This is a genomic window from Caballeronia glathei, assembly GCF_000698595.1.
Classification (GTDB): domain Bacteria; phylum Pseudomonadota; class Gammaproteobacteria; order Burkholderiales; family Burkholderiaceae; genus Caballeronia; species Caballeronia glathei.
Map to the genome: position 1 here is coordinate 98114 of NZ_JFHC01000020.1, position 11956 is coordinate 110069.

Here is an 11956-nt window from a genome sequence, read left to right on the forward strand (position 1 = left end):
AGACCTGGCGCCCTACACTCTGCGCAACTGGTGGGGGACGTCAAACGATGGTGGATGTACTGGTGATCGGCGGGGGCAATGCGGCCCTGTGCGCCGCATTGATGGCACGCGAGGCCGGGGCGTCGGTGCTCATGCTCGAAGCCGCGCCGCGCGAATGGCGCGGCGGCAATTCGCAGCACACGCGCAATCTGCGCTGCATGCATGACGCGCCGCAGGACGTGCTGGTCGAGGCATATCCCGAAGAAGAGTACTGGCAGGACCTGCTGAAAGTCACGGGCGGCATCACGGACGAGAAGCTCGCGCGGCTCGCCATTCGCGCATCGTCGACGTGCCGCGACTGGATGCGCCGTCACGGCGTGCATTTTCAGCCGCCGCTTTCCGGCGCGCTGCATGTCGCGCGCACCAACGCGTTCTTCATGGGCGGCGGCAAGGCGCTCGTGAACGCCTACTACCGCAGCGCCGAAGCGCTCGGCATCGGCATTCGCTACAACGCGCCGGTCGATGCGATCGAGCTCGACGGCGACCGGTTCGTCGCGGCCCGCATCGGCGGCGAGCGCATCGAGGCGAAGAGCTGCGTGCTCGCGGCGGGCGGTTTCGAATCGAACCGCGAGTGGCTGCGTGAGGCGTGGGGGCAGGTCAACGGCGAATGGGTCGCGGAGAATTTCCTGATCCGCGGCACGCGCTTCAACATGGGCGTGCTGCTCAAGTACATGATCGATGCGGGCGCGGACGCCGTCGGCGATCCGTCGCAGTCGCACTGCGTCGCCATCGACGCCCGCGCGCCGCTCTATGACGGCGGCATCTGCACGCGCGTCGACTGCGTGTCGCTCGGCGTGGTGCTCAACCGCAACGCCGAGCGCTTCTATGACGAAGGCGAGGATTTCTGGCCCAAACGCTATGCGATCTGGGGCCGCCTCGTCGCGCAGCAGCCGGGGCAGATCGGCTATTCGATCATCGACTCGAAGGCGATCGGCCGCTTCATGCCGCCGGTGTTCCCCGGCACGCGGGCGAATACGCTTGGCGAGCTTGCGCGGGCAACGGGACTCGACGAAGCGCGCTTCCTGAAGACCCTCTCGGCCTACAACGCCGCCTGCCGCGTCGGCACGTTCGATCACTCCGTGCTCGACGACTGCCACACCGAGGGCCTAACGCCCGCGAAGACGCACTGGGCGCAACCCATCGACAAGCCGCCGTTCTACGCGTTCGCGCTTCGCCCCGGCATCACGTTCACCTATCTCGGGCTGAAGGTGAACGAGCACTCGGCCGTGCACTTCGGCGGCAAGCCGAGTCCGAACCTGTATGTCGCGGGCGAGATGATGGCGGGCAACGTGCTCGGCAAGGGCTATACGGCGGGAGTCGGCATGGCGATCGGCACCGCGTTCGGACGCATCGCCGGAACACAGGCGGCGAACGCCGCGTTGAAATCGAAGGAAACCCGTCATGCAGTCGCTTGAAGCGCTCACCCGCGAGGCCAGTGCGCTCGCCTCGAACGAAATCACGGTCGTATCCGCGATGACCGCCGCCGAGGGCGAGGTCAGCCGCATCATGCAGATCTGCAATGCGTGCCGCTATTGCGAAGGCTTCTGCGCCGTGTTCCCCGCGATGACGCGCCGCCTCGAATTCGGCCGCGCCGATGCGCACTTTCTCGCGAACCTCTGCCACAACTGCGGCGCCTGCCTGCATTCCTGCCAGTACGCGCCGCCGCACGAATTCGCGGTCAACGTGCCGAAGGCGATGGCCGAGGTGCGCAGGCAGACCTACGTCGACTACGCCTGGCCGGCCGGATTCGGCGCGCTCTACAAGCGCAACGGGCTGACGATCGCGGTCGCGCTCGCCGGCGGACTGGCGCTCTTCCTGATTCTCGCGACAGCGATGAAGGGCTCGCTCTTCCTGCCGCCGCTCGCGGGCAACTTCTATGCGGTGTTTCCGCACAACACGCTCGCCTTGCTCTTCGGCGCGGTCTTCCTCTTCTCGATGATCGCGCTCGGCGTGGGCGTGCGCCGCTTCTGGCGCAACGAGGACCCGGGTGCGATGTCGGGCGCGGCGATCGGCGAAGCGGCGCACGACGTGCTGAGCCTGCACTATCTCGGCGGCGGCCACGGCGAAGGATGCAACAACGCAAGCGACGCGTTCTCGCTTGCTCGCAGGCGCTTTCACCATCTGACGTTCTACGGCTTCATGCTGTGTTTCGCATCGACATGCGTCGCGACGCTCTACCACTATCTGCTGAAACTCGAGGCGCCGTATGCGCTGGCGAGCCTGCCGGTCGTGCTCGGCGCGGCGGGCGGCATCGGCCTGCTGGCGGGCCCGGCGGGGCTCCTGTGGCTCAACCTGAAGCGCCATCCTCAGCACGGCGACGTTGCGCAGCGGCCGATGGACCGCGGTTTCATCGCGTTGCTGCTGCTCACGAGCGCAAGCGGCCTCGCGCTGCTGATGCTGCGCGACACCTCGATGATGGCGCTCCTGCTCGCGGTGCACCTGGGCATCGTCATGGCGCTCTTCCTGACGCTGCCCTACGGGAAGTTCGCGCACGGCATCTATCGCAGCGCCGCGCTGCTGAAATGGGCCGTGGAGAAGCGGCGCCCGAGCGGCCTTCTGGTCGAGGACTGACCCGGGCCGCGCGGGGACGCACACGAAATCGGGGCACGCGGCAAACCAACAACGACATCGGCGCATTCAAAAGGTCTCAGGAGACGACATGGATTCACAGCATCAACCCCGCGCACTCGGCGCGACGGCGTCCGCCGCATCGAAAATGGGCGCGGTCCTGCGCGTGACGAGCGGCAACTTTCTCGAGCAGTTCGACTTCTTCCTGTTCGGCTTTTACGCGACGTTCATCGCCCGCACGTTTTTTCCGTCCGCAAGCGACTTCGCCTCGCTGATGCAGACGTTCGCCGTGTTCGGCGCGGGTTTCCTGATGCGCCCGCTCGGGGCGATCGTGCTCGGTGCGTACATCGACAAGGTGGGGCGCCGCCGCGGCCTGATCGTCACGCTGTCGATCATGGCGAGCGGCACGATCCTGATCGCCTGCGTGCCGGGCTATGCGTCCATCGGTCTTTTCGCGCCCGCGCTCGTGCTGATCGGGCGGCTGCTGCAAGGCTTTTCGGCGGGCGCGGAGCTGGGCGGCGTCTCGGTCTATCTCGCGGAAATGGCGACGCCGGGCAAAAAGGGTTTCTACACCGCGTGGCAGTCCGCGAGCCAGCAGGTCGCGATCATCGTCGCGGCGGCGCTCGGCTATGCGCTCAACGGCATGCTCTCGACGGCGCAGATCGGCGCGTGGGGATGGCGCGTGCCGTTCTTCATCGGCTGCCTGATCGTGCCGTTTCTGTACGTGCTCAGGCGCTCGCTGCAGGAAACCGCCGAGTTCCAGTCGCGCGCGCATCATCCGGCCACGTCCGAAGTGTTCCGCTCGATGCTCGCCAACTGGAAGACCGTGATCGCCGGCATGCTGATGGTCGCGATGACCACCACGACGTTCTATCTGATCACGGTCTACACCCCGACGTTCGGCAAGACCGTGCTGCACCTGAGCACGTCGGACAGCCTGATCGTGACGCTGTTCGTCGGGCTGTCGAACTTCATCTGGCTGCCGATCGGCGGCGCGATCTCGGATCGCATCGGACGGCGGCCGCTCCTGCTCTTCGTGTCCGCGCTCGCCGTCGTGACCGCCTATCCCGCGCTGGAATGGCTCGCGCACGCGCCGAGCTTCCTGCGCATGCTGGCCGTGCTGCTGTACTTCTCGTTCTTCTTCGGCGCGTACAACGGCGCGATGGTCGCGGCGCTGACCGAGGTGATGCCGGTCAACGTGCGCGTCGCCGGATTCTCGCTCGCGTTCAGTCTCGCGACCGCCGTGTTCGGCGGCTTTACGCCCGCCGTCTCGACGTACCTGATCGAGGCCACCGGCGACAAGGCCGCGCCCGCCTACTGGCTCATCTTCGCGGCGCTGTGCGGGTTCTGCGCGACGCTGTCGCTGTACCGGCGCGGCGGGGCCGCCGAGTTGCAGGCGAAGCTCGGCTGAGCGCACGGCTGAATGGCTGGCGGCGCCGCGCCATGAAGCCGCGACACGGGCCGCAACCCGACGCCGCGCCGCTCAGCGCGAGGCGCCGCCCCAGACGCCCGTTGCCGCTGTTTCGCGCACGTAATCGGTGAAATCGCGGGCGGGCCGCCCGAGCGCGCGCGCGACGCCGTTCGCAACGGACGCGTTGCGGCCGTCGAGCACTTCGGTGAACAGATACCGGATCAGATCGACGAGTTGCGGCGGGAGCTGCGCTTCTTCGAGTGCGGCGACGTATTGTTCCGCCGGAATCCGCGTGAAGCGGATCGGCCGCCCGGTCGCCCGCGCGATCTCGTCGATTGCCTGCGCGAACGTCCACAAGCGCGGGCCGGTCAGTTCATACAACTGCCCCGCGTGACCATCCTGCGTGAGCGCGGCGACCGCGGCGTCGGCGATATCGTCCGCGTCCACGAACGGCTCGCCGATCTCGGCAACGGGCAGCGCGACATCGCCCGCGAGGATCGGCTCGAGGAAATGCGCCTCGCTGAAGTTTTGCGCGAACCAGCTGCAGCGCAACAGCGTCCACTCGATACCGCACTGGCGCACGATCTCCTCGCAGCGCTGCGCTTCGGCTTCGCCTCGTCCGGAAAGCAGCACGAGGCGCCGCACGCTGCTCTTGACCGCGAGGTCCGTGAACGACTGGATCGCGTCCGCGGCGCCCTCGGCGGCCAGATCCGGGTAATACGAAACGTAGACGGCGCGCACGCCGTCGAGCGCCGGCGCCCACGTGGCGCGGTCGTCCCAGTCGAACGGCGGGGTGGCCGAGCGCGAGCCGTGCCGCACCGGCAGATGGCGAAACGCAAGGCGCTCCGCCACGCGACGGCCGGTCTTGCCCGTGCTGCCGAGCACCAGAATGGTTTGCGCAGTCATTGTTCGCTCCTCCAGGATGGGGGTCACGCGATTGCTGTGACCTTGCGTCCAGGATAGGCACGGTGCACAGGATCAACAATGTCGATTGATCCGTATTTCATGCCCGATCGTCCAGGCAAGTGGACTCGACCGGGACCGGACGCCTACACTGGACACATGAGCGAACTGCCACCTCCCGACGACCCCCTGGGCGAAGCGCTGCATTTTCTGCGCATGAGCGGCACGTTCTATTGCCGCTCGGAGTTCAGCGCGCCGTGGGCGCTGGAGCTTCCGCCGTTCGAGCACTGCCTGATGTTCCATGTGGTCACGGCCGGTCAGTGCCTGCTGGAAGTGGAAGGCGCCGAGCCCTGCCTCCTGCGCCCAGGCGATCTCGCGCTCGTTCCGCACGGCGCGGGCCACCGGCTCGCGAGCGAGCCCGGCGTTCCGGCGGCGAGACTGTTCGACCTGTCGCGCGAGGCCGTCAGCAACCGCTACGAAATCCTGCGGCACGGCGAGGGCGGCGCGCCTGCCACGATGATCTGCGCGCTCGTGCGCTTCGACCACCCGGCCGCGCATCAGCTGATTCGTCTTCTGCCGAAGCTGATTCGCGTCGATACGTGGAAGTCGCCGGAAATGGAGTGGATACAGAGCACGCTGCGCTTCATCGCCGCCGAGGCGCAGCAGCTGAACGCGGGAGGCGAGACGGTCATCACGCGTCTCGCGGACATTCTCGTGATCCAGGCGGTGCGCGCGTGGATCGCACGCGACGCCGGCGCGCAGGCGGGCTGGCTCGGTGCGCTGCGCGACAGGCAGATCGGACGGGCGATCGCGGCGATCCATCGCGATCCGGCGCGCAACTGGACGGTGGCGTCCCTTGCCGATACGGTCGGCATGTCGCGCTCGGCGTTTTCGGCGCGCTTCACGCAGCTCGTCGGCGAACCGGCGATGCGCTACGCCGTGCGCTGGAAGATGCAGGCCGCCCTCACGCGCCTGCGGGAAACCGAAGCGCCGCTCGCGGAACTGGCGAGCCGCCTCGGCTACGATTCGGAAGCCGCGTTCAGCCGGGCGTTCAAGCGGGTCATGGGCGTGTCGCCCGGTGCCGCGCGGCGCGCCGCCGCGGCAGAGGTTGCGCAAGCGGCCGGCTGGCCGCGCGGCATGCATCGCTTCGGCTGAGACGAGCGCCCTCATTGCCGGTCTTGCCCGGCCCCTCAGTCCACGAGCTTGCCGCCGGCATCGAAGAACGGATACGGGCCGTCGAACGTGTCGACGTAAGCGTGATGCGAAATCACGCCCGTGTCCGGCTGCCACTGGTGCAGCGTGAACGCGGGCGGCTCGAGCACGAGCGCGGACGGCGCGTCCGGGCGCAGATCGAGCACGACCTGATGCGCGGTGGAGGGCGCCGTCGACGCGATCGTCCCCGCGAAACGCACGCTGATCGGCCGGTGCAGATGCCCGCACAGCACGCGCTCGACGTTCGGATGCGCGCCGATCAGCGCGGCCAGTTTCGCGGCCGCCGGTGTATCGAGCGCGATCTCGTCCATGTGCCCGATGCCGGTCCTGAACGGCGGATGATGCAGCGCGACGATCGCCGGCCGCCCGCCTGCCGCGTCGAGTTGCGCGGCGAGCCAGTCGAGGCGCGCATCGCAGAGCGTTCCCGCGCTGCCGCCCGGCGCTTGCGAATCCATCGCGATGATGCGCAGTTCGCCGAGGTCGAATGCGTAATGCACGAAGTCCGCGGCGGCGTGCAGGTAGGGCGCGTCGAACGCCGAGCGCAGCGCGGCGCGGTCGTCGTGATTGCCGACCATCAGATACACCGGCAGTTCGAGCGGTTCGAGAAGCGCCGCGAGATGCGCGTATTCCTCGCGCGTGCCGAAGTCGGTCAAATCGCCGGTGACGAGCACGGCGTCCGGACGCGGCACGAGCGCGTTCAGCCGCTCGACGCAGCGCCGCAGGCAGGCGGCCGTATCGATCTTGCGGTACGCGAGCGCGCCGGGTTGCTTGATGTGCAGATCCGAGATCTGGGCTAACAGCATGGTGACTCCTGTTGAACGGGGTTGCGTCAGGCGAAAAAGCGTCACGCGAACGTCAGCCAGCCTTCGTCGCGAACCGAAATCCCGACGAGCGTGCCCGCCGCGAGTTCGATGCGGCCCGGCACGTCGACGGTGAGCGTGTCCTCCGTCGCGCCGTCGATCTTCAGGCGGGTGCGCTCGCCGAGAAACTGCGCCGAGGTCACCGAGCCGCACAGCTGCGCGGACGCCGGGTGAACGATCTGCGCGTCCTCGGGACGGAAGAACTGCTCGACGGCGTCGCCATCGCGGGCGGCGCGCGCGTGCATCGGCACGACGCCGCCGCGCGTGCTGAGCGAATCGCCGCGGCACACGCCCGCGACACGGTTGAACGTGCCGATGAACTGCGCGACCGCGCGGTTGGCGGGCCGGTGATAGATGTCGCGCGGCGTGCCGCACTGCTCGACGCGCCCCGCGCTCATCACGACGATGCGGTCGGCGAGCGCCATCGCTTCGGCCTGGTCGTGCGTCACGTAGACGCTCGTCACGCGCAGTTCGCGCAGCAGCGCGTTCATGTCGGCGCGCAGGCTTTCGCGCAGGCGCGCGTCGAGCGCGGTGAGCGGCTCGTCGAGCAACAGCACGCGCGGACGCGGCGCGAGCGCGCGCGCAAGCGCAACCCGCTGGCGCTGGCCGCCGGACAGCTCGTCGATCGGCTTGTCGGCGTGCGCGGTGAGTTCGGTCATCGCGAGCAGTTCGTCCACGCGGCGGCGCGCTTCGGCCGGATCGACGCGGCGGATGCGCAGCCCATAGCCGACGTTGCCGCGCACCGTGAGGTTCGGAAAGAGCGCGTAGCTCTGGAACACCATGCCGACCTGACGGCGCTCGATCGGCAAGGGCGTTACGTCTTCGCCGCCGAAGAGCACGCGGCCGCCCGTATCGGGCGTTTCGAGACCGGCGATGATGCGCAGCGTCGTGGTCTTGCCGCAACCCGAGGGGCCGAGCAGGACCATCGTTTCGCCGGCTTCGATCGTCAGGTCGACGGGTTCGAGGACGCGCTGTCCGCGAAAGGTTTTCGCGCATTGGCGCAGGGTGACGGAAACGGCTTCGAGTTTCATCAGGCGCAGATCAGGCAGATTAGGCAGGTTCGACGGAAGTTGAGGTGACGCCCGGCGTTTCGTTCTGCGCGGCCTTGCGCGTCTTCACGCGGCGGGCGATGCGCGCGCCGGCCGGATCGACGCCGAGCCATTGCATCGCGACGAGGAACGGCAGCGTCATCAGCAGGAACAGGATCGTGTAGGCGCTGCCGATTTCGAGCCGCATCGACGCGTAGGCATCCGCGAGGCCGACGGGCAGCGTCTTCGTGTCGGGCGTGTGGAGCATCCACGTGAGGTTGAATTCGCCGATCGACAGCGTGAGCACCGCGAGCGCCCCCGCGACGATGCCGGGCCGCACGTTCGGCAGCACGATCGTGAAGAAGCGCTGCGTGAACGTGGCGCCGAGGCTCGCCGCGCCTTCTTCGAGCGTGCCGAGGTCGCTGCTCGCGCAGACGGCCGCGACCGAGCGCACCATGAACGGCAGCGTGAAGACCACGTGGCCCACGACGATGAACCACATGCTCGAGCGGAACGCGCCGAAGCCGCCATACACCGACAGCAGCGCGAGCGCCGACGCGAGCCCCGGCAGCGCGACGGGCAGCACCAGCAGCTCCTCGACGACGCGTGCCGCGCGGCTGCGGCTTCTCGCTAGCACGTAGGCGGCAGGCACGCCGATCACGGCGGTGATGCAGACGGTGGCGAGCGCGATCTCGAGGGAGAGCCAGACGGAGCCCTGGTACATCGACCAGACCTCTGTGAGCCAGCGCAGCGTGAGGCCGCTCGCGACGCCCCGAAAGTAGTTCACGGTGAGCCCGGCGAGCACCGACATCACGACCGGGACGACCAGGAACGCGACGAGCGCCAGCGTGAGCGCGAACTGCAGCGCGGTGAGAAACCGCCGGGGTGCCGTGCGCGCGGACATGGCGGCCCTCACGCGGTGGCGGCGACGGCCGCGCCGGTCATGCTGCGGGCGAGCGCGAGCACCGCCCACGTGACGAAGCCGAGGATCAGCGAGAGCGAGGCGGCTGTCGCGAGATTCGCGTTGAGCGTGAACTCGGTGTAGATGGTCATCGGCAGGACTTCGAGGTCGGTGGCGAGCGTGAACGCGGTGCCGAATGCGCCCATCGCGGTGGCGAAGCAGATCGCGCCCGCCGCGATCAGGGCCGGCCTGAGCGCCGGCAGCACGACGTCCGCGAAGACGCGCCACGGCGACGCGCCGAGCGAGCGCGCCGCTTCTTCCAGCGACGCGTCGAGTTTCGTGGCGGCGGCCATCACGGTGACGATCACACGCGGTATCGAGAAATACAGATAGCCGACGAACAGGCCGCCGACCGAATAGGCGAACACCCACTTGTCGCCGGTGAGCCGCGCCGAGATCGCGCCGATCAGGCCCTGCCGCCCGGCGAGCATGATCACCATGAAGCCGACCACCACGCCCGGAAAGGCGAGGGGGAAGGTGAGCAGCGCGACCATCAGACGCTTGGCCGGAAAACTATGGCGCGCGAGAAAGAGCCCGGTGACCGTGGAGAGCGCGAGCGTCGCGACGGTCACGGCAAGCGACAGCACGATCGTCGACACGAGGCTGTGCAGATAGCGCTGGTTCGTGAGCACCGCGCCATACGCGGCAAAGGCGCTGGCGTGCCCGTCGGGCGCCGCGCTCGCCTGCAGGAGCGCGACGAGCGGCAGTAGCCAGAACGCGACGAACACCGCCAGCGCGGGCGCGATGAGCGCGATGCGGGTGCGCAGCGGGAACGTGAGATCGTGCATGTCGAATCGCCTTCGGAATCAGTGCATCACGCGCAGGTACGCTTCGCCGAACTCTTTCTGCTTGTCGGCCATGCGGGCGAAATCGACGTTCTTCGCGCGGGCGTAGTCGGATGCGGGCAGGAATTTCGCGGCGACGTCGGGAGGCAGCGCGGCGCCCCGCACCGGCCGCAGGAAAGCGTTGGCCCAGAGGCGCTGGCCCTCGTCCGACAGCACGAAGTCGAGCACCTTCTCGCCGTTCGCCTGATGCGGCGCGCCCTTCACGAGGCTCATCACGTATGGCACCGCGATCGTGCCTTCGGCCGGGATCACGAATTCCACGTTCGCATGGTCCTTGTACTTCGCGCGGTACGCGTCGAAGTCGTAGTCGAGCAGGATCGGGATCTCGCCCGACATGACGCGCGCATAGGCCGTCTGCTTCGGCACGATCGGTGCGTTGGCCTTGAGCTTCTCGAACCAGTCGAGGCCGGGCTTGAAGTTGTCGAAGGAACCGCCGAGCGCCTGATTTACCGCCACCGCGCCCGCATAGCCGACGAACGCCGATGCCGGGTCGAGATAGCCCACCATGCCCTTGTATTCGGGCTTGAGCAGATCGTTCCACGAGCGCGGCACCGGCTTGCCTTCGAGTGCGTCCTTGTTGACCATGAAGCCGAGCGTGCCGGAATGGATGGCGAACCACGCGCCATTCGGGTCCTTCATGCCGGCGGGAATGTCGTTCCACTTCGCGGGCTTGTACGGCTGCACGAGGCCCTTGTCCTTCGCCTGAAACGCCGACGACACGCCGAGGTACACCACGTCCGCAACCGGGCTCTTCTGCTCCGCGATGAGCTGCGCGATCGACTGCCCGGAGTTCTTGTTGTCGAACGGTACGCGGATGCCAGTCGCCTTCTGTATCGCGGCGATCTGGCTTGCCCAGTCGGCCCATTCGGGCGGGCAGTTGTAGCAGATGGCCGTGTTGTCGGCGTGCGCGGCTGTCGTGACGGCGAGCGTCGCAAGGAGCGTCGCGGCGAGCTTACGGATGTTCATGCGGTGTCTCCGGCGAGAGGGAATGAAGGCGTTGGGCTGAATCGGGTTCCGCTATGGTTGCGCCCGGCCTGAAGCGGTGAGGGAGCGTCGTGCATTGCGGCGCGTGCGCATCGCCCGCCAGGCCGAGCAGCGGCGCAAGCTGCCGCCAGGCCGTGCGGCCGATCAGGCGGTTCGGCGTGGCGATGCTCGCGAGCGCGGGCTGCATCAGTTCGCCGAGCGGAATGCCGTCGAAGCCGAGGACGGACATGTCGCGCGGCACGTCGATGCCCGCGCGGCGCAGCGCGTGCATCACGACCATCGCGAGGCGGTCGTTGCTGCAGAAGAGCGCCGTGGGGCGATCGCCGCGGCGCACGAGGCCGGCGAGGAGCGAATCGGGAACATCGTCCGCGTTGAAGTCGATTTCGACGGCGGGCAGCGGCTGGAGACCCGCTTCCTGCATGGCGTCCGCGTAGCCCTGATAGCGCAGCCGTGCGCGGTCGGAGGCCGCGAAGCTGCCCGCCACCATCGTCACGTTGCGATGTCCGCGCGCGAGCAGCGCGTGCACGCCTTCGCGCGCGGCGCGGCGGTTGTCCACGCAGACGGAGGGGCGGTGGGGGGTGTCGTTGTGCGTGAGGACGTAGGGCAGTTCCGCGCGGTCGAGTTCGTCGAGCAGCGTGTTGGCGCCGGCGTCCGCGACGGTAGCGATGAGGCCGTCCACGCGCTGTTCGCGAAGCGTTTCGATGGCGGCGCGCTCGCGGGCGGTGTCGTACTCGGTGGTCATGAGCATGAGCCGGTAGCCGTCGGCCGAGGCGGCTTCGTCCGCGCCTTGCAGCGACTCGGCGAATACCGGATTCGCAAGCGTCGGGACGATCACGCCGATGAGGCGCGTGCGCTCGCCGCGCAGTTGCCGACCGAGGGCGCTCGGGGTGAAGTCGAGCACCTGGATCGATTCGCGCACCCGCGCCAAGGTTTCGGCATTCACGCGATGCGGCGCGTTGATCGTGCGCGATACCGTCGCGATGGATACGCTCGCGTGAGCGGCGACGTCCTTGATGGTCGAAGGCATTTTCTCTGCAGGTCCCCACGACGTGGGGTGGCGGTGTAAACGTTTTCAGTGCATGCGCATTATGCGGAGCCTGTGTGACTGCAATGTGAAGGGGATTTCGCTGGCGCTCGGGGTTGTG

At 68.1% G+C, this 11956-nt stretch carries 11 protein-coding genes; 4 read left to right on the plus strand and 7 right to left on the minus strand.

All coding sequences use genetic code 11. From position 1 onward, the window contains the following. Window positions 1-47 precede the first annotated feature (47 nt). The 3 genes from tcuA to tcuC all read left to right on the plus strand — a co-directional run bounded on the left by tcuA (window position 48) and on the right by tcuC (window position 4018). Entirely contained in the window at window positions 48-1454 is a 1407-nt protein-coding gene (gene tcuA / locus BG61_RS14935; RefSeq protein WP_035934155.1) for an FAD-dependent tricarballylate dehydrogenase TcuA, read from the plus strand. After that, a complete protein-coding gene (gene tcuB, locus BG61_RS14940; RefSeq protein WP_035934153.1) occupies window positions 1441-2610 on the plus strand; it encodes a tricarballylate utilization 4Fe-4S protein TcuB in 1170 nt (389 codons plus the stop codon). Before tcuA ends, tcuB begins: the two co-directional genes overlap by 14 nt. 88 nt (window positions 2611-2698) lie before the next feature. Then, entirely contained in the window at window positions 2699-4018 is a 1320-nt protein-coding gene (gene tcuC, locus BG61_RS14945) for an MFS transporter (protein WP_035934151.1), read from the plus strand. 72 nt (window positions 4019-4090) lie between these two features. On the opposite strand, the gene BG61_RS14950 is transcribed toward tcuC, so the two are convergent. Continuing rightward, window positions 4091-4924: a Rossmann-fold NAD(P)-binding domain-containing protein gene (locus BG61_RS14950; protein WP_035934148.1), complete on the minus strand. Its 834-nt coding sequence runs from the start codon at window positions 4922-4924 to the stop codon at window positions 4091-4093. Between the two features lie 156 nt (window positions 4925-5080). Here BG61_RS14950 and BG61_RS14955 point away from each other — a divergent pair, with 156 nt between their 5' ends. Next, on the plus strand, window positions 5081-6076 hold the full coding sequence (locus BG61_RS14955; protein ID WP_035934146.1) for an AraC family transcriptional regulator: 996 nt from the start codon (window positions 5081-5083) through the stop codon (window positions 6074-6076). Window positions 6077-6111: 35 nt separating this feature from the next. Here the strand turns inward: BG61_RS14955 and BG61_RS14960 are convergent, their stop codons facing one another. From BG61_RS14960 to BG61_RS14985, 6 genes are read right to left on the minus strand one after another with little or no spacing between them, the layout of a single operon-like run. Then, the gene (locus BG61_RS14960) at window positions 6112-6936 is read right to left on the minus strand and encodes a phosphodiesterase (protein ID WP_035934144.1); all 825 of its coding nucleotides are present in this window, start codon (window positions 6934-6936) and stop codon (window positions 6112-6114) included. A gap of 41 nt (window positions 6937-6977) precedes the next feature. Continuing rightward, on the minus strand, window positions 6978-8024 hold the full coding sequence (locus tag BG61_RS14965) for an ABC transporter ATP-binding protein (protein ID WP_035934142.1): 1047 nt from the start codon (window positions 8022-8024) through the stop codon (window positions 6978-6980). A 19-nt stretch (window positions 8025-8043) separates the two neighbouring features. Further along, the gene (locus BG61_RS14970) at window positions 8044-8925 is read right to left on the minus strand and encodes an ABC transporter permease (RefSeq protein ID WP_051672538.1); all 882 of its coding nucleotides are present in this window, start codon (window positions 8923-8925) and stop codon (window positions 8044-8046) included. A gap of 8 nt (window positions 8926-8933) precedes the next feature. Beyond that, complete coding sequence (locus tag BG61_RS14975) at window positions 8934-9770, minus strand: ABC transporter permease (protein ID WP_035934141.1); 837 nt, start codon at window positions 9768-9770, stop codon at window positions 8934-8936. 18 nt (window positions 9771-9788) lie between these two features. Further along, window positions 9789-10793, minus strand: a complete 1005-nt coding sequence (locus BG61_RS14980) for an ABC transporter substrate-binding protein (protein WP_035934139.1) — start codon at window positions 10791-10793, stop codon at window positions 9789-9791. Continuing rightward, window positions 10780-11838 carry a LacI family DNA-binding transcriptional regulator gene (locus BG61_RS14985; protein WP_051672539.1) on the minus strand — a complete coding sequence of 353 codons (1059 nt, stop codon included), beginning with the start codon at window positions 11836-11838 and terminating at the stop codon, window positions 10780-10782. The genes BG61_RS14980 and BG61_RS14985 overlap by 14 nt, the downstream gene beginning before the upstream one ends. Window positions 11839-11956: the final 118 nt, after the last annotated feature.